Origin of the sequence: Aeromonas media, from assembly GCF_020423125.1 — a bacterium.
Classification (GTDB): domain Bacteria; phylum Pseudomonadota; class Gammaproteobacteria; order Enterobacterales; family Aeromonadaceae; genus Aeromonas; species Aeromonas media.
In genome coordinates this window covers 3,457,838-3,476,077 of record NZ_CP075564.1, presented here as the reverse complement: position 1 = coordinate 3,476,077, position 18,240 = coordinate 3,457,838, and the positions used below count along the sequence as shown (strand labels likewise).

At 51.0% G+C, this 18,240-nt stretch carries 12 protein-coding genes, 1 tRNA gene and 1 pseudogene; 8 read left to right on the top strand and 6 right to left on the bottom strand.

Annotated features, from left to right (window positions below; translation table 11 throughout):
* Positions 1–17 precede the first annotated feature (17 nt).
* The 4 genes from KI797_RS15985 (at position 18) to KI797_RS15970 (ending at position 3,959) form a co-directional block, all read left to right on the top strand.
* A complete protein-coding gene (locus tag KI797_RS15985; protein WP_048824741.1) occupies positions 18–908 on the top strand; it encodes a carbohydrate ABC transporter permease in 891 nt (296 codons plus the stop codon).
* A 1-nt stretch (position 909) separates the two neighbouring features.
* Positions 910–1,737, top strand: coding sequence for a carbohydrate ABC transporter permease (locus KI797_RS15980; RefSeq protein ID WP_041206300.1), 828 nt, complete (start codon positions 910–912; stop codon positions 1,735–1,737).
* A gap of 72 nt (positions 1,738–1,809) precedes the next feature.
* A complete protein-coding gene (locus tag KI797_RS15975; protein WP_226170038.1) occupies positions 1,810–2,910 on the top strand; it encodes an ABC transporter ATP-binding protein in 1,101 nt (366 codons plus the stop codon).
* Positions 2,911–2,996: 86 nt separating this feature from the next.
* Positions 2,997–3,959, top strand: a complete 963-nt coding sequence (locus KI797_RS15970; protein WP_226170036.1) for a glycoside hydrolase family 43 protein — start codon at positions 2,997–2,999, stop codon at positions 3,957–3,959.
* Between the two features lie 422 nt (positions 3,960–4,381).
* On the opposite strand, the gene KI797_RS15965 is transcribed toward KI797_RS15970, so the two are convergent.
* Complete coding sequence (locus KI797_RS15965; protein ID WP_026141915.1) at positions 4,382–5,362, bottom strand: IS5-like element IS5 family transposase; 981 nt, start codon at positions 5,360–5,362, stop codon at positions 4,382–4,384.
* 202 nt (positions 5,363–5,564) lie between these two features.
* Here KI797_RS15965 and KI797_RS15960 point away from each other — a divergent pair, with 202 nt between their 5' ends.
* Positions 5,565–6,848: a carbohydrate porin gene (locus KI797_RS15960; RefSeq protein ID WP_197069661.1), complete on the top strand. Its 1,284-nt coding sequence runs from the start codon at positions 5,565–5,567 to the stop codon at positions 6,846–6,848.
* Between the two features lie 322 nt (positions 6,849–7,170).
* Here KI797_RS15960 and KI797_RS15955 read toward each other — a convergent pair.
* Positions 7,171–7,247 (bottom strand) — tRNA-Arg (locus KI797_RS15955).
* A 3,101-nt stretch (positions 7,248–10,348) separates the two neighbouring features.
* Positions 10,349–10,624: a transcriptional regulator gene (locus tag KI797_RS15950; protein ID WP_226170033.1), complete on the bottom strand. Its 276-nt coding sequence runs from the start codon at positions 10,622–10,624 to the stop codon at positions 10,349–10,351.
* Between the two features lie 796 nt (positions 10,625–11,420).
* Here KI797_RS15950 and KI797_RS15945 point away from each other — a divergent pair.
* Positions 11,421–11,828 (top strand): H-NS family histone-like protein, encoded by a 408-nt coding sequence (locus KI797_RS15945; RefSeq protein WP_119196858.1) that lies wholly within the window; start codon positions 11,421–11,423, stop codon positions 11,826–11,828.
* A gap of 893 nt (positions 11,829–12,721) precedes the next feature.
* On the opposite strand, the gene KI797_RS15940 is transcribed toward KI797_RS15945, so the two are convergent.
* The 3 genes from KI797_RS15940 to KI797_RS15930 all read right to left on the bottom strand — a co-directional run bounded on the left by KI797_RS15940 (position 12,722) and on the right by KI797_RS15930 (position 15,353).
* Complete coding sequence (locus KI797_RS15940; protein WP_201902255.1) at positions 12,722–13,195, bottom strand: GrpB family protein; 474 nt, start codon at positions 13,193–13,195, stop codon at positions 12,722–12,724.
* A gap of 66 nt (positions 13,196–13,261) precedes the next feature.
* Positions 13,262–13,750, bottom strand: coding sequence for a tetratricopeptide repeat protein (locus KI797_RS15935; protein ID WP_226170030.1), 489 nt, complete (start codon positions 13,748–13,750; stop codon positions 13,262–13,264).
* A gap of 622 nt (positions 13,751–14,372) precedes the next feature.
* Entirely contained in the window at positions 14,373–15,353 is a 981-nt protein-coding gene (locus KI797_RS15930) for an IS5-like element IS5 family transposase (protein WP_026141181.1), read from the bottom strand.
* Positions 15,354–15,821: 468 nt separating this feature from the next.
* Between KI797_RS15930 and KI797_RS15925 the strand changes: the two genes are divergently transcribed.
* Both KI797_RS15925 and KI797_RS15920 read left to right on the top strand, forming a co-directional pair.
* Positions 15,822–16,802, top strand: coding sequence for an IS5-like element IS5 family transposase (locus tag KI797_RS15925; protein ID WP_026141915.1), 981 nt, complete (start codon positions 15,822–15,824; stop codon positions 16,800–16,802).
* A 263-nt stretch (positions 16,803–17,065) separates the two neighbouring features.
* A pseudogene (locus tag KI797_RS15920) lies at positions 17,066–18,013 on the top strand (IS30-like element ISAs2 family transposase).
* The last annotated feature ends 227 nt before the right edge of the window (positions 18,014–18,240 follow it).

Here is an 18,240-nt window from a genome sequence, read left to right as displayed (position 1 = left end):
CAGGCCCGAGTTCAGATATGGATAATAAAGACACTGCCAGAACCACCGTCGGTCGTTTTGGTGCCCTGATGACGCCTTGGCTCATGTTGGCGCCCTTCTTGCTCGCCTTTTTGCTCTTCTTTGTCATTCCTGCATTGCAAACGTTGCAGTTGAGTTTCACCGACAGCGGGCTGACCGAGACTCACGGCTATGTTGGTTTTGCCAACTATGTGGAGCTGCTGCAGGACCCCAGCTTCTGGGATTCCTTGCTGCAGACCGCCTACTTTGCCCTGTTGACCGTGATCCCGCTGACTGCTCTGGGATTGGTCATGGCGATGCTGATCTGCCGTCTCACCCGCTTCGCCGGTCTGGTCCAGGCTATCTTTTTCATCCCCAACATCTTGCCCATCGCAGTCATGGCCATGATCGGTGGCTGGATGCTGCACCCGACCTTCGGCGTGGTGAACCTGGTCGCCGGCACCGAGATCGCCTGGTTCAACGATCCGGACTTTGCCATGCCCATGGTTGCCATCGCCACCATCTGGTGGACCGTTGGCTTCAACGTGCTGCTGTTCATGGCGGCCCTCAAGAACATACCGCAGGACCTCTACGAAGCGGCCAGGCTCGATGGCGCCTCGGAGTGGGGGATCTTTCGCTACATCACATGGCGCCAACTGCGCCCTGTCACCGTGATGGTCTTCGGCCTGCAACTGGTCGCATCCCTCAAAATCTTCGGTCAGACCTATCTGTTGACCGGAGGGGGCCCCTTCGACAGCACCAAAGTGGTTCTGCACTACATGTACGAGACCGGGTTCGTCAACCAGAACGCCGGCTATGCCTCGGCCATCGCCGTGGTCTTCGTGCTGATAGTGCTGCTCATTCTGGTGCTGCAATCCCTGGCTAATCGCTTCATCAATCGTCGAGGCTAAGATGAATAGCAAACTGACATTTACCGCCTTGCTCGCCATCACGTTGACTGTGCTGCTCTGCCTGCTGTGGGGCGCCCCTCTGCTGTGGGCGATCAGCACGGCGCTGCGCCCGGAGGCTCAGACTGTCGCCGGTCTGCAGTGGCTGCCCGATCCCGTCATCTTCGATGCCTTCATCAAGGTGCTGACCATGGGGGATCTGCCCGTCTTCTTCATGAACAGCGTGGTCACCTCGCTGGCGGTTACCCTGGTGACGCTGCTGATCACTGTGCTGGCGGCCTACAGCTTCTCTCAACTGCGTTTCAAGGGGGCGAACCTGCTGTTCTGGTGCTGCATGTTTGGCATCATCTTCCCCTTCGAAGCCTTGGTGATCCCGCTCTTTCGCCAGGTCTACCACATGGGGCTGGCCGACTCTCTGGGGGGGATCATATTGCCTCAGGTGGTGTCACCCATGGTGCTCTTCGTTCTCAAGCGCTTCTTCGATCAGATCCCCAAGGATTTTCGCGAGGCGGCCATCCTCGATGGCGCCCGGGAGTGGCAGGTATTGCTCCGCGTCTATCTGCCTCTCTCCCGGAACATCATTTATGCCATGGCGATCATCACCTTCATGGGGGCGTGGAACAATTTCCTCTGGCCATTCCTGGTGGTCAGCTCCACCGAGAACATGACCATTCCCATCGGTCTGACTCAGCTTAACGACACCTATGGGGTGAGGTATGCCCAGAACATGGCCTCTGCCCTGATCGGTGGCCTGCCGGTCGCCATCCTCTATGTCATGTTCCAGAAGCGTGTCGCGTCGGGCTTCCTCGCCGCCACCGGCCTCAAGGGTTAACGATTCACGGGCCTGCCAAGGCGGGCCCCCTGTTTTTACGGCCGCGATGAGGCCGTCGTGAGAGAGCACCATATGTCCAGCGTATCGCTTAAGCACATCAAGAAGACCTACCCCAATGGCAATGCCGTCATTCACGGCGTGGATCTGGAAATCGAACAGGGGGAGTTCGTCGTCTTCGTCGGCCCCTCCGGCTGCGGCAAGTCGACGCTGCTGCGCATGGTTGCCGGGCTGGAGGATATTTCCGCAGGCGATCTCCACATCGGCAACCTGCGGGCCAATGAGCTCGACGCCGCCAAACGGGGGGTGGCCATGGTATTCCAGTCCTATGCACTCTACCCCCACCTGACGGTGGCCGAGAACATGGGCTTCTCCCTGCTGTTCAACAACACACCGAAGGCCGAGATAGAGACCAAGGTAAACCGGGTGGCGGAGACCCTGCAACTGGCCCACCTGCTGGAGCGCAAACCGGCCGAGCTCTCCGGAGGCCAGCGCCAGCGGGTTGCCATCGGACGAGCCATCGTGCGTGAACCCGAGGTGTTTCTGTTTGATGAGCCGCTCTCCAACCTGGATGCCGCCCTGCGTGGGCAGATGCGTACCGAGCTGGCGCGCCTGCATCAGAAGCTGGGGACCACCATGATCTATGTGACGCACGATCAGGTGGAAGCGATGACGCTGGGGGACCGGATAGTGGTCTTCAACAAGGGCCACATCGAGCAGGTGGGCTCTCCCCTGGATCTTTATCAGCGCCCCGCCACCGAGTTTGTGGCTACCTTCCTCGGCATGCCGAAGATGAACATGTTGACCTGCAAGCTGAAGGGAAAAGATGGCGATCTCTGGCAGCTAACGCCGGGTAAAGGGATCGAGGTGACGGCGTCTGAGTCATGGTTTGACTGCACAGGCCAGAGCAACATCAAGATAGGGATCCGCCCCGAGCATCTGTTGGTGGGGGTTGAAGGCGCCCCGGAGGCCCATCTGCATGGCCGGGTCTCTCTGGTCGAAAACCTCGGTGATGCGGCGATCTTGCACATCAAGTGCGAGGGCATAGAGCGGCTGCTGCTGGCCAAGGTCAATACGGATCGACGGGTGCCTTCATGCGACGAGGCGGTCTCCCTCACCGTCGCTCTCGAATATATCCATCTCTTCGGTGAGCAGGGACAGAGCCTGCGCCGTTGAGCTGAGGGGCGGCGGATCCTGTCCCTCGTGGAGCACCAGTCATGTACCGAATCCTTCTTTCTCTGTTCATTCTATTGGGAACCATCATGCCAGCGCAGGCCAGTTCGACTTTTACCAATCCGATCTTGGGTGATGGCGCCGATCCCTGGGTTGTGCGTCATGATGACGGCTTTTACTACTACACCCAGACCACCGGCAGCGACATCACGCTATGGCGTACCAAAGACATCACCGACCTTGAGAATGCCGAGCGCAAGGTGGTGTGGATGCCGGCTCAGGGCGCCGTCAACGGCACCCATCTCTGGGCCCCCGAACTGCACCTGCTGGACGGTCGCTGGTACATCTATTTCGCCGCATCGGATGGCGACATGGCTCGGCAGCGCATGTATGTGTTGCAGTCAAAAGGGGTGGATCCTTTTGGCGAGTACGCCTTCCCTGCGGGTACCCAGGAGGGCAAGATGGCTGATGCCAGTGACAAATGGGCCATCGACGGCACCGTCCTCGATTACCGGGGGGAACGTTATTTCATCTGGTCAGGCTGGGAGGGAGAGGTTAATGATCAGCAGCGCCTCTATATCGCCAGAATGGCCTCGCCCTGGCAGCTGGCTGGGCCGCGCGTTGAGATCTCCAGACCTGAACTGGCGTGGGAGCGTATCGGCACACCCCAGGTCAACGAGGCTCCCCAGGTGCTGTTAAGCCCAGGGGGGCGACTCTTCCTCACCTATTCCGCCAGCGGCAGCTGGACGGACGATTACTGTCTCGGTCTGCTGGCGCTGGAGGGGGAGGATCCTATGAATCCGGCACACTGGCGCAAGCGGCCTCAGCCCGTCTTTAGCAAGGACGAGGCGCTGGGAGTCTATGGCCCTGGGCATAACGGCTTCTTTATGGACGATGGAGGCCGACCCTGGCTGATCCATCATGCCGCCAAATTCAAAGGGGCGGGCTGGAACAGGGAAATTCATCTGCAACCCTTTGACTGGGATACGCGTGGGCTGCCCTCTTTCGGACTCCCTGTCGGTACCAGCCGACAACAGATGGCACCGCGCTGAGGGCTACGACCGAGGTGTTGAGGTGACTGAATATAAACATGCAGCCCTCTGACTAGAAATAAAGGCGTCGTATTGTCAATATTGCTTTCTGCGGAGTCATCAGACTCCACTTTTAATTATTTAATTCTTAATGAGAGCTGAATTTAATAGAAAGCTGAACCAGGCCTAAATACGTAAATAGAAAACAGACATTGGTGCTTGCAAAATTTTGTTTAAAACAAGAACTGTAAACGATTACATTAATGTGATCGCTATCACCAGATTATTATTTTTTTAGGGAAGGTGCGAATAAGCGGGGAAATTCTTCTCGGCTGACTCAGTCATTTCATTTTTTCAGTTTGAGCCGATCTTTTCTCCCGTAAATGCCTTGAATCAGCCTATTTAGACCGTTTCTTCGCCATTTAAGGCGTTATTCCCAGTTTTTAGTGAGATCTCTCCCACTGACGTATCATTTGGTCCGCCCGAAACAGGTTGGCCAGCGTGAATAACATCGCCAGTTGGTTATCGTTTTTCAGCAACCCCTTGTATCTGGCTTTCACGAAGCCGAACTGTCGCTTGATGATGCGAAATGGGTGCTCCACCTTGGCCCGGATGCTGGCTTTCATGTATTCGATGTTGATGGCCGTTTTGTTCTTGCGTGGATGCTGTTTCAAGGTTCTTACCTTGCCGGGGCGCTCGGCGATCAGCCAGTCCACATCCACCTCAGCCAGCTCCTCGCGCTGTGGCGCCCCTTGGTAGCCGGCATCGGCTGAGACAAATTGCTCCTCTCCATGCAGCAGATTACCCAGCTGATTGAGGTCATGCTCGTTGGCCGCGGTGGTGACTAGGCTGTGGGTCAGGCCACTCTTGGCATCGACACCAATGTGGGCCTTCATGCCAAAGTGCCACTGATTGCCTTTCTTGGTCTGATGCATCTGCGGATCGCGTTGCTGCTCTTTGTTCTTGGTCGAGCTGGGTGCCTCAATGATGGTGGCATCGACCAAGGTGCCTTGAGTCATCATGACGCCTGCTTCGGCCAGCCAGCGATTGATGGTCTTGAACAATTGGCGGGCCAGTTGATGCTGCTCCAGCAGGTGGCGGAAATTCATGATGGTGGTGCGGTCCGGCAAGGCGCTATCCAGGGATAACCGCGCAAACAGACGCATGGAGGCGATTTCGTACAGAGCATCTTCCATCGCGCCATCGCTCAGGTTGTACCAATGCTGCATGCAGTGAATGCGCAGCATGGTTTCCAGCGGATAGGGCCGACGACCATTACCGGCTTTGGGATAAAACGGCTCGATGACTTCCACCATGTTTTGCCATGGCAGAATCTGCTCCATGCGGGACAAGAAAATCTCTTTTCTGGTCTGACGGCGCTTACTGCTGAATTCACTGTCGGCGAAGGTAAGTTGATGACTCATGATGAACCCTGTTCCATGGCTCCAGATGACAAACATGATCTCATATCAGGGACTTGTTCGCACCTTCCTTAGCATTACCATATTCCTGCCACCCATGGTGGATGATTAAAACATACATATGACCATGCCATAAAAAACCACCTCTTTTTATGCAGGTCGAGCATGCACGTCAATTTAATATAATAACTATCGAGGATGTATTTTGAAAAACTCAATTCGCTACATTGTCGCCGCGTCTTTGTCTATCGCAGCCACCAATGCCATTGCTACTGAGGGATTTGATTTTTGGGGTTATTTCCGTGCCGGTGTGGGGACCGGGGCCGATGGCTCAGCTTCAAATAGCATCGGTGGTTCAGATTTCCAGAAGAACAAGATTGGCCGTCTCGGGAACGAGTTTGATAATTATGCCGAGATTGGCTTGGGGAAGGAGCTGAATAACGACGGCGACAAATCTGTTTATATCCAGACCATGTTCAATATGTGGGATGGTGATGCCGATAGTGTCAGTAATGACTCCCCATTCGGCTGGGAAAACATGAACCTGCAATTGCGGAACTTCATGGGGATGGGGGAGACCTCCTGGGCGGGTATTCGTCAATATAATAAAGGCTATTATATTGATATGAACGATTACTTTTACTGGAACCAGACCAATGTGGGTGCCGGTATAGAGCGCATGAACCTCGGTGCAGGTAAATTCTCAGTAGCGGTATTACATCGTGATTTTGAAAATGAGATCGGCACGGATACCCAGCATAGCAAGCATCAGATCAATGCCAATAATCTGGAATTGACCTATGACTCCCTGCCTCTGTGGGAAGGCGGTAGCCTGGCACTCGGATACAAGTTTTTGAATGCCGATCCGTCGGCTGATCAGGTGGATGAGCCAGGTAGCGGTGAGCATGATTACAGCGATGGTCATGCCTTCATGGTGGAATTGAACCAGGCCGTGGCTGGCACAGGGTTTAACAAGACGGTGCTGCAATATTATGTGGATGGTTCAGCGGCACAAGGGGTGCTCATGGGGGCGGCAGATACCCTCAATGGCAACGTCAAGAGTGGTAGCGGTTACGCGATCCGCAACTACGGCAGCATTCCGTTGGGTGACCGTTGGGATCTGAGCCATGCCATCAACTATGCAGCGGCCGACAGCATTGAGACCTGGGACAACGATCAGCTCGATGCCACCATGTTTGGTGCCTCAGCCAAATTGGCGTATCACTGGTCTGAAATCACTCGCACCTACGCAGAGGTGGGTTATTTCGCCGATGAGAAGACCGAGAATGGTGCGGATTATGATCGCAGTGGTTCCAAGTACACCGTCGCCCAGGCCTGGTCTCTGGGTCGCAACCAGCCGGAACTGCGTCTCTACGCGAGCTATTTCGACAGCGACAACGACAACTGGAGTGACAGCAGCCACGCTTTTGAAGGCGATGACAGTGATGACACCTGGGTGGTTGGAGTGCAGGCCAACGTCTGGTGGTAATGACGTAGCCTCACCTGAAGGCTAGATATGGCGCTTGCCTGGGGCATATCGACAGTGGCCAGGCAAGATAAAAGGCAATCAAAAACAAGGGGCTGGCATCTGATGATGCCAGCCCCTTGTTTTATATGGCGTTCCCGACTGGAGTCGAACCAGTGGCCTGTCCCTTAGGAGGGGATGGTTATAAGAGCTTTTAAATAAAAAATATCGTTAAAAAACAATGATTTAAGTGTATTTTTGGATTTGAATAGCGCTGAAATAGCGCGAAATAATGCTTGCAACGCATGCGCAAATGCATTATTGGGGGTGAAATGAGGTTACGAGATGGCGTCCCAGGCAGGATTCGAACCTGCGACCTTGCCCTTAGGAGGGGCGCGCGCTATCCAGCTGTGCCACTGGGACGTGCGTGCATTATATAAAAATACTAATAAAAATAAACAGCTGCGTAGATTTTCTGTCGGAAAGCTTCTTTTTTAGCCTGATTGGGTGCTTGTTGTTCAGATTTTTTGGTAGGGAGCCACCACACGGCAAAAAATGATTTTTAGTCCTCGATTGCTAACTCCAATCTGACCTCATTAAGGCTTATGTAGTGCCCTTTTTGCCATTCATGATATCGATAATTGGATCGCCTGCGGCCACCGAGGCGCAGATTGGCCCGTTGTCAGCCGACAATCACTGTTTGCCAGGGTCTGAGTTCCATTTCACGATACCTGTAGCAGTTCCGGCCTATTTGGGTTTTGGCGCAGATCACCTCGTTGTCAGCCGACAATCGCTGCCTGTCAGGGTCAGATTTCCATTTCACGATACCTATAGTAGTTCCGGCCAGCGGGTACTCAGGCACAGATAAGCCTGTTGTCAGCCGACAATCACTGTTTGCCAGGGCCATATTTCCATTTCACGATACCTGTAGCACATCGGGCCAGCGGGTACTCCGGCGCAGATCAGCCCGTTGTCAGCCGACAATCGATGTTTGCCAGGGTCAAAATTCCATTCCACGATACCTGTAGCAGTTCAGGCCAGCGGGCCACTCTGGTGCAGATCAGCCCGTTGTCAGCTGACAATCGCAGCCAGTCAGCAGAGAGGGTTCCATTTCACGATACCGATAATGCGGTTGTCAGCGGGGCTGAGGTGCAGATCACTCCGTTGTCAGCTGACAATCGCAGCCAGTCAGCAGCGAGGGTTTCATTTCACGATACCTATAGCGGTTCCGCACTCGGGCACACCGGTGCAGATCACCTCGTTGTCAGCCGACAATCATTGTCTGCCAGGGTCAGAATTCTATTCCACGATACCTGTAGCAGTTCAGGCCAGCGGGCACTCTGGTGCAGATCAGCCCGTTGTCAGCCGACAATTACTGCCTGCCAGGGTCAGAATTCCATTTCACGATACCTGTAGCACATCGGGCCAGCGGGTACTCCGGCGCAGATCAGCCCGTTGTCAGCTGACAATCGCAGCCAGTCAGCAGCGAGGGTTCCATTTCACGATACCTGTAGCAGTTCCGGCCAGCGGGTACTCATGCACAGATCAGCGTGTTGTCAGCCGACACTCGCTGCCTGCAATGAGCCAAATTCCATTTCACGATACCTATAGCTGATAAGCCCCGATGTCGAGCAGCACAAAACAGCGTGTTGTCAGCCGACAATCGAGCTCGCTGGGGTCAAATTTTCATTTCAAGATACCTGTAGCTGATAAGCCCCAATGTCGAGCAGCACAGTTAAGCGTTGTCAGCCGACAATCGCTGCCAGTCAGCAGCGAGGGTTCCATTTCACGATACCTATAGTAGTTCCGGCCAGCGGGCACTCAGGTGCAGATCGGCCCGTTGTCAGCCGACAATTACTGCCTGCCAGGGTCAGAATTCCATTCCACGATACCTGTAGCAGTTCCGGCCAGCGGGCACTCTGGTGCAGATCAGCCCGTTGTCAGCCGACAATCACTGCCTGCCAGGGTCAGAATTCCATTTCACGATACCGATAATGCGGTTGTCAGCGGGGCTGAGGTGCAGAACACTCCGTTGTCAGCTGACAATCGCTGCCAGTCAGCAGCGAGGGTTCCATTTCACGATACCTGTAGCACATCGGGCCAGCGGGTACTCCGGCGCAGATCAGCCCGTTGTCAGCTGACAATCGCAGCCAGTCAGCAGCGAGGGTTCCATTTCACGATACCTGTAGCACTTCGGGCCAGTGGGTATTCTGGTGCAGATCAGCCCGTTGTCAGCCGACAATCGAGCTTGCTGGGGTCAGATTTCCATTTCACGATACCTGTAGCAGTTCCGGCCAGCGGGTACTCATGCACAGATCAGCGTGTTGTCAGCCGACACTCGCTGCCTGCAATGAGCCAAATTCCATTTCACGATACCTATAGCTGATAAGCCCCGATGTCGAGCAGCACAAAACAGCGTGTTGTCAGCCGACAATCGAGCTCGCTGGGGTCAAATTTTCATTTCAAGATACCTGTAGCTGATAAGCCCCAATGTCGAGCAGCACAGTTAAGCGTTGTCAGCCGACAATCGCTGCCAGTCAGCAGCGAGGGTTCCATTTCACGATACCTATAGTAGTTCCGGCCAGCGGGCACTCAGGTGCAGATCGGCCCGTTGTCAGCCGACAATTACTGCCTGCCAGGGTCAGAATTCCATTCCACGATACCTGTAGCAGTTCCGGCCAGCGGGCACTCTGGTGCAGATCAGCCCGTTGTCAGCCGACAATCACTGCCTGCCAGGGTCAGAATTCCATTTCACGATACCGATAATGCGGTTGTCAGCGGGGCTGAGGTGCAGAACACTCCGTTGTCAGCTGACAATCGCTGCCAGTCAGCAGCGAGGGTTCCATTTCACGATACCTATAGCGGTTCCGCACTCGGGCACACCGGTGCAGATCACCTCGTTGTCAGCCGACAATCACTGTCTGCCAGGGCCAGGTTTCCATTTCACGATACCTGTAGCAGTTCCGGCCAGCGGGCACTCTGGTGCAGATCAGCCCGTTGTCAGCCGACAATCACTGCCTGCCAGGGTCAGAATTCTATTTCACGATACCGATAATGCGGTTGTCAGCGGGGCTGAGGTGCAGATCACTCCGTTGTCAGCTGACAATCGCAGCCAGTCAGCAGCGAGGGTTCCATTTCACGATACCGATAATGTGGTTGTCAGCGGCCACTGAGGTGCAGATCCCCCGTTGTCAGCTGACAATCGCAGCCAGTCAGCAGCGAGGGTTCCATTTCACGATACCTGTAGCAGTTCCGTCCAGCGGGCACTCCGGCTCAGATCACCCCGTTGTCAGCCGACAATCGATGTTTGCCTGGGCCAGCATTCCATTTCACGATACCTGTAGTTGTTCAGGCCAGCGGGTACTCAGGTGCAGATTACCTCGTTGTCAGCCGACAATCGATGTTTGCCAGGGGCGGAATTCCATTTCACGATACCTGTAGCAGTTCGGGCCAGCGGCTACTCTGGTGCAGTTCAGCCCGTTGTCAGCCGACAATTGCTACGGTGTGCAGAAATGGATTTCTAGTTAAACAGCAAACGAGATCTGAGATCCGTTTGGCATTTCAACATTGAGCTGTAGTTTTCCCCCAGCAGCCTCGACCCAGCGTTTAAGATCCATCAGTGTAACGTCCTGTACTGATGGTGTTTGATCGCAAATCATTGGTTCGGTGCCAGCCTGGGTCAGCATTTCACGCAGTTGGGTGAGATGAATCTCCAGTCGCATTTGCTCTGCTTTTTCCCTGGCCTGAGTGACAACGTCGGGCATTTCTGTGGTCAATATATCATCAAGCTTGCGTGCCATGGCTACCTCAAAAGAACCCTCGCTGGAGTGGGTCCTGAAAAAGTCATTTTGCGCTGAACGTAAGTGGCTAAGTTCTGTGCAAGATATGAGCAGTATCACCGGTGTGGGTTGAGGTGTCTACGAACGGGCTCCAATGGAGTTTTTTCGTGTTTGCTGCGGCTATGCCGCCAGCAGCTATACCAGTTGTAGGAGAGCTGCGTTGTTCCATTTCTCACTACCGATAATGGTGTGAGATTGATGTGGTGATAGGTATATGGTCGCGGAATCAGGTATTGCTGTTGAATCTTGAAGCTATCGATGAATTGTTACTGTTGGATCACAGAAGTGGGGCGGTGAAAACAGTCAGTAAAACAATGTCAGCCAAGCTGAGCTGACTGACATTAGGTTATCGTATAGCTCTTTTCTTTGTTAACGACATAGACAGTGGAAACTCCACCTTGTCCTAGGGAAGGTGCTAACAAGTCACTTGGCACAAAAACACACCATTCTAAATTATTGATATTAAATGGCTAAACTTTTTAGTTTTGGCACATAGGGTACTTATTCGCACCTTCCTTAGCAGAATGATTGTCGTCATCACCAGATCCCTGCCAGCATGAATAAACTAGTCTAGCAGTAACTAATGGAACCCGTTGAAGGTCGATCTCCGGTGAGAGGATTGCATACAGTACACGTTGAACGATCAAAAGCAGCCTCCCTGTGCAACTCAAATAATTTATCGAAAAATATTGGCACCAAACTACAGCTAGGAGATAATGCTAGGCGATAAACAAATAACTTTTTAGGCGTGATATCCATGAACGATTTTATCAAAACACTGTTGAATATTCGTAGTCTCCGGGCTGCTCTGCGTGAACTACCATTCGAACAACTGATCGAGATTAAGGCAAAAATTGATGAGGTGTTTGCAGAGCGTGAAGCTGCTGAGCTTCGATATCAGGAAGAAAACGCCGAACGTCTGCGTAAGCTGGCAGAGTTCAGCGAGATGTTGAAAAACGCAGGGATTGACCCCAGCGAACTGGTTGGCAGTGCTGCTCCGTCGAAAGCTGACGGAATGGAAAAGTCCAAGCGAGCACCGCGCCCCGCAAAGTACAAGTATCATGAAGATGGCCAAGAAAAAACCTGGACAGGTCAGGGCCGTATGCCGAAAGCCATCGCTGAGGGGGTTGCTAGCGGAAAACCCTTAGAGGATTATTTGATCTAATCCACAATTATCGTAGTCTTGAAGGCAGCCGTAAGGCTGCTTTTTTTATTCATTCTACTATAATAAATTTTGCTTAGGGTGGCATGAGCCATTTTGTTCATGCTACCCGTCAATTACTCTACATGTATAGCGAGTATTACAATGAAAATAATGACCACAAAAGAGGTGGAGGTTATAGCTGATATTCAATGCGACATATGTCATAAAAGCACAACCCCACATATGAACCCAAATTTGTATGATCCACAGTTTGGAGTACTGACTGCAAAATGGGGTTATGGTTCGAAACATGATGGTACGGCATATGAGGTGCATCTATGTGAGGAGTGCTTTTTTACTGTGCTGAGTCAGATAAAAAATATTCGTATAAATGATCATGCGGGTTATGTTGATGATCAATCATTTGGGAGGCTTTTATCTCATAGCCCTGAGCTTATATGACACCATTGGTACGACCAGTTCTAGAAAAGGTATGTCTGTCATAGGATGAGGGCATGCCTTTTTATATAACTTTAATCATCCTATGTCATAGTTTTAATTTCACGGAATAAAATTAAATTCACCATGTAAGTCTAATTAATTTCATATTTTAAATATTAACTTTCGCCAATACCATTGATAACATTAGTCGTTAAATTAATAATTTAGCTCAAAAAATTGTTGATATTATATTTAGTGTTTGCAATACTATAATTAGAGTGAGTATTAAATATCACCGAATAATTTAGGGAAGGTGCGAATAAGTCATATGGCACGAGAGCATTTACTGGTAACCCATTGATATTAAATGACTAAAATTTTCATTTTTTGTTCGTGGGATACTTGTTCGCACTTTCCCTAGATCTCTCCAATCTGGAGTCTGTGGTGAAGTATCTGTTCAGTGGACTAATTATTTACGTTTGATTCAAAACGAATTCGATAAAAGTAGATTTTTTTATGCGATATTCTTCCTCAGATAAACCTTCGCAAGATAGTTTTAACTCATTGTACATATTGGCTAACGAGCTATTAGTCAGTAACTTATCACGAAATGACAAAAAAAATTCAAATTCAGAACCATTAACTACGACTTGAAGTGCAACATTGTCATTTTTATTAGACTCTAACATACATAGTTCAGTGGTTCTTAATGTATCTTTTTTCTCTCTAAAATCCAAGGTCATTAGTGATTGAATAGCTTTTTCAAAGTCGCTGCTATCGACACCTACAAATATATCTAAGTCGCCTTTGGATATAGCAAGTGGAATTGATGATGCTCCGATGTGTTCAACTCTAGCGTTAGGTAGTAAGTTCTTTATTAAGTTATTATAGTGAATGTAATTTTCCTCACAAATTTTTTGATATCTATCTGCACTGTAAAATTTCATATAATTCCTCAAGTTATCGTCTAACGCTAATGAATGAACCTTTTTTGAATATATTTGAGGTGTTTGTTAGGATTGCCATTTTTTATCTAGATCTTTAGCATACAATAAAATTGCTCGCTGATACTCTTTAATTTCAGCACTATTCGTCGTTGAAACTAAAAGTCTAAGTAAAAGAGACGTAGCTTCTTTGTGGCGCTCTAAATTGTATAAGCACATAGCATAGAAAGGCTGAACCTCGATAGACTCTGGATATTCGCTTATCGTTTTTTCGAAATAAACCAAAGACTCTGGATAGTTACCAAGACTGCGGTAGGTGCTTGCTAAACCAAATAATGCATCAAACCGCTCTGCTGACGAAAGAGTACCAGATAGAGATGACAGATAATGACCAATTGCTTCTTGCTCTTTACCTTCATTATCGTATGACCATGCGATTTGTAGATGAGCTTTAGCTGCATAATTCTCATCATTTAATAGTGTTTCTAACAGTGCTCTCGACTCTTGGTATTTAGCAGCTTTTCGAAAATCTATTGCTTGTTTGATAATATCTTCCATATTTCCCTCTAACTTATAACGCTTGGTTAAGTAGCCGACAACAATCACACACAAAAATGAACCATAATTATCAAGGTTCAAGGTAACTAAAAACGTTGCGTATTGACAGTACCTTTTGAGCTGGGTGATGCCTCCGATCAGTTCAAGCTGTATGATAAGAGTTTTTTGACACTTAACTCATTTATGTCGCCGATCACTGCTCATCCTCTTCTTGGCTGTTTCAATTGGGTGCATCGCCACAGTCAAGCCCCTTGCCGCTAACGTTTGTTATCGCTAGCAACCAGGCTCCTTAACCTATGAGACCTGTAAACTTGCCATCAAGCGGCGAGCATGCGCTTTACTACGAGTAGCATGGATGATCTTGTGAATGTAGTGTTGCTGTGGTGGCGACAGAGGAGAGAATAGGCATCGACTATTCGGAATGGCAATTTAGATAGAGGGGCACATATCTTCTGAGGAGACCACAGGTTTTATTAGGGAAGGTGCGAATAAGCGGGGAAATTCTTCTCGGCTGACTCAGTCATTTCATTTTTTCAGTTTGAGCCGATCTTTTCTCCCGTAAATGCCTTGAATCAGCCTATTTAGACCGTTTCTTCGCCATTTAAGGCGTTATTCCCAGTTTTTAGTGAGATCTCTCCCACTGACGTATCATTTGGTCCGCCCGAAACAGGTTGGCCAGCGTGAATAACATCGCCAGTTGGTTATCGTTTTTCAGCAACCCCTTGTATCTGGCTTTCACGAAGCCGAACTGTCGCTTGATGATGCGAAACGGGTGCTCCACCTTGGCCCGGATGCTGGCTTTCATGTATTCGATGTTGATGGCCGTTTTGTTCTTGCGTGGATGCTGTTTCAAGGTTCTTACCTTGCCGGGGCGCTCGGCGATCAGCCAGTCCACATCCACCTCGGCCAGCTCCTCGCGCTGTGGCGCCCCTTGGTAGCCGGCATCGGCTGAGACAAATTGCTCCTCTCCATGCAGCAGATTACCCAGCTGATTGAGGTCATGCTCGTTGGCCGCGGTGGTGACTAGGCTGTGGGTCAGGCCACTCTTGGCATCGACACCAATGTGGGCCTTCATGCCAAAGTGCCACTGATTGCCTTTCTTGGTCTGATGCATCTGCGGATCGCGTTGCTGCTCTTTGTTCTTGGTCGAGCTGGGTGCCTCAATGATGGTGGCATCGACCAAGGTGCCTTGAGTCATCATGACGCCTGCTTCGGCCAGCCAGCGATTGATGGTCTTGAACAATTGGCGGGCCAGTTGATGCTGCTCCAGCAGGTGGCGGAAATTCATGATGGTGGTGCGGTCCGGCAAGGCGCTATCCAGGGATAACCGGGCAAACAGACGGATGGAGGCGATTTCGTACAGAGCATCTTCCATCGCGCCATCGCTCAGGTTGTACCAATGCTGCATGCAGTGAATGCGTAGCATGGTTTCCAGCGGATAAGGTCGCCGGCCATTACCAGCCTTGGGATAAAACGGCTCGATGACTTCCACCATGTTTTGCCATGGCAGAATCTGCTCCATGCGGGACAAGAAAATCTCTTTTCTGGTCTGACGGCGCTTACTGCTGAATTCACTGTCGGCGAAGGTGAGCTGATGACTCATGATGAACCCTTTTTCATGGCTCCAGATGACAAACATGATCTCATATCAGGGACTTGTTCGCACCTTCCCTCATACATCGTTCTTGTCCACTTTGTATTGAACGACTGATTCTGAATCGAGTTGACTGTTGAGATAGAACACTCATCCCCTCAAAATTATTAGAGTTTATAGATATTTTTGCCATTTTAGGGCTCAATTATAATGTTTAACTAATAATTCAAGAAAAAAATCAATATATTTTTCTTTACCCTGTTGCAAACGCTTTGGAATAAGAATATCGTTCATTTCATACATACCAGTCAGTGTATGTAGATACATAATTTATATTTATTAATTCTTCCAAGAGATTAAAAAATCTCTAAGGAGCATACCTACACCAAATTTTAGGTGTGAATGCTAGGGAAGGTGCGAACAAGTCCCTGATATGAGATCATGTTTGTCATCTGGAGCCATGGAACAGGGTTCATCATGAGTCATCAACTTACCTTCGCCGACAGTGAATTCAGCAGTAAGCGCCGTCAGACCAGAAAAGAGATTTTCTTGTCCCGCATGGAGCAGATTCTGCCATGGCAAAACATGGTGGAAGTCATCGAGCCGTTTTATCCCAAGGCTGGTAATGGCCGGCGACCTTATCCGCTGGAAACCATGCTACGCATTCACTGCATGCAGCATTGGTACAACCTGAGCGATGGCGCGATGGAAGATGCTCTGTACGAAATCGCCTCCATGCGTCTGTTTGCCCGGTTATCCCTGGATAGCGCCTTGCCGGACCGCACCACCATCATGAATTTCCGCCACCTGCTGGAGCAGCATCAACTGGCCCGCCAATTGTTCAAGACCATCAATCGCTGGCTGGCCGAAGCAGGCGTCATGATGACTCAAGGCACCTTGGTCGATGCCACCATCATTGAGGCACCCAGCTCGACCAAGAACAAAGAGCAGCAACGCGATCCGCAGATGCATCAGACCAAGAAAGGCAATCAGTGGCACTTTGGCATGAAGGCCCACATTGGTGTCGATGCCAAGAGTGGCCTGACCCACAGCCTAGTCACCACCGCTGCCAACGAGCATGACCTCAATCAGCTGGGTAATCTGCTGCATGGAGAGGAGCAATTTGTCTCAGCCGATGCCGGCTACCAAGGGGCGCCACAGCGCGAGGAGCTGGCCGAGGTGGATGTGGACTGGCTGATCGCCGAGCGCCCCGGCAAGGTAAGAACCTTGAAACAGCATCCACGCAAGAACAAAACGGCCATCAACATCGAATACATGAAAGCCAGCATCCGGGCCAAGGTGGAGCACCCATTTCGCATCATCAAGCGACAGTTCGGCTTCGTGAAAGCCAGATACAAGGGGTTGCTGAAAAACGATAACCAACTGGCGATGTTATTCACGCTGGCCAACCTGTTTCGGGCGGACCAAATGATACGTCAGTGGGAGAGATCTCACTAAAAACTGGGAATAACGCCTTAAATGGCGAAGAAACGGTCTAAATAGGCTGATTCAAGGCATTTACGGGAGAAAAGATCGGCTCAAACTGAAAAAATGAAATGACTGAGTCAGCCGAGAAGAATTTCCCCGCTTATTCGCACCTTCCCTAACAGTTATTTCGGGAATTCAGATAATAAGTGCGACACTCATGGATGAATGGCGAGAGGTGGCCAACTGCTGATTGGTGGTACCCTTCTGCTCGCCAAAGTAAAAGCAGTATCACCATGAGCTATCAGCAGTTGACCGAGGGGCAACGATACCAGTTATCGGTGCTTCGCGCACAGGGGATGTCCATCCTTGCCACCGCACGCGCCATTGGCGTTCATCGCTCCACCCTCTACCGGGAGTTGCGTCGTAACGCCGGGCCGCAGGGCTACCAGCCAGACAATGCGCATCAGCACGCCACCCACCGACGGGCCAGTGCGGCCAAATCTCGGCTATCTGCCGATGTCATCCAGTTTGTCGAGCTGACACTCGCCTGGTGGTGGAGCCCGGAGCAGATAAGCGCGGTGGGCAAGCAGATAGGCCTCATGGTGAGTCACGAGTGGATATACCGCCATGTGGCCGCCGACAAAGCCCGGGGTGGCCAGTTGTACCGCCATCTGCGCCAGGGCCACAAGCGCTACCGCAAGGGGGCGAGCAGCCTGCGTTCTCCCATCAAGGAAGCCCGCTCTATTGATGAACGGCCGGCTATCGTCGATAGCCGGGAGCGGCTCGGTGATTGGGAGGCGGACACGGTGCTGGGCAAGCGAGGCACAGGTGCACTGGTCACCCTGGTGGAGCGCAAGAGCCGGCTCTATCTGGTCAAGCGGGTCGCGAGCAAACAGGCTGGGGTGGTGCGGGATGCGATAATCGAGATGTTAACGCCCTACATCGAGCAGGTGCATACCATCACCTTTGACAACGGCGGCGAGTTTGCTGAACACAAGGCGATAGAGGAAGCGCTGGGTGCCGAGACTTAATTTGCGCACCCTTACTCTTCGTGGGAGCGCGGTCTGAACGAGAACAGCAATGGGCTGTTGAGGCAGTTTATCCCAAAGGGAACAGACCTGAGAGAGGTCACGGACGAGGATGTCAGGAGAGCGGAGCAGTGGCTCAACCTACGACCTCGGAAATGTTTCGGATTCAGGCAGCCTGTCAAGGTATTCGAAGAGTACCGTCAGGCGGCATAGGCGAGTGTCGCACTTCGAAGTTGAATTCGCGGTTCATACTAAGTTAGTATCTTTATGGCAATAATCTATCTAGGATTATTCATGGTATATCCTACATAGAAACGAGATTGTTTTATATTGTGATGGGGCTTTTGATGTGAATTAAGTTTTCATAGATGTAATAATGGCTTTATAAAAATACTTGGGGTGGCTGTAGAATTAATGCTTATAGTTATCTAACTTGTTAA

What these genes read in the sequence shown, in the direction of transcription:
- KI797_RS15985 (WP_048824741.1), top strand. Translation starts at nt 18, where the DNA reads ATGGATAATAAAGACACTGCCAGAACCACCGTCGGTCGTTTTGGTGCC.
- KI797_RS15980 (WP_041206300.1), top strand. Translation starts at nt 910, where the DNA reads ATGAATAGCAAACTGACATTTACCGCCTTGCTCGCCATCACGTTGACT.
- KI797_RS15975 (WP_226170038.1), top strand. Translation starts at nt 1,810, where the DNA reads ATGTCCAGCGTATCGCTTAAGCACATCAAGAAGACCTACCCCAATGGC.
- KI797_RS15970 (WP_226170036.1), top strand. Translation starts at nt 2,997, where the DNA reads ATGCCAGCGCAGGCCAGTTCGACTTTTACCAATCCGATCTTGGGTGAT.
- KI797_RS15965 (WP_026141915.1), bottom strand. Translation starts at nt 5,362, where the DNA reads ATGAGTCATCAACTTACCTTCGCCGACAGTGAATTCAGCAGTAAGCGC.
- KI797_RS15950 (WP_226170033.1), bottom strand. Translation starts at nt 10,624, where the DNA reads ATGGCACGCAAGCTTGATGATATATTGACCACAGAAATGCCCGACGTT.
- KI797_RS15945 (WP_119196858.1), top strand. Translation starts at nt 11,421, where the DNA reads ATGAACGATTTTATCAAAACACTGTTGAATATTCGTAGTCTCCGGGCT.
- KI797_RS15940 (WP_201902255.1), bottom strand. Translation starts at nt 13,195, where the DNA reads ATGAAATTTTACAGTGCAGATAGATATCAAAAAATTTGTGAGGAAAAT.
- KI797_RS15935 (WP_226170030.1), bottom strand. Translation starts at nt 13,750, where the DNA reads ATGGAAGATATTATCAAACAAGCAATAGATTTTCGAAAAGCTGCTAAA.
- KI797_RS15930 (WP_026141181.1), bottom strand. Translation starts at nt 15,353, where the DNA reads ATGAGTCATCAGCTCACCTTCGCCGACAGTGAATTCAGCAGTAAGCGC.
- KI797_RS15925 (WP_026141915.1), top strand. Translation starts at nt 15,822, where the DNA reads ATGAGTCATCAACTTACCTTCGCCGACAGTGAATTCAGCAGTAAGCGC.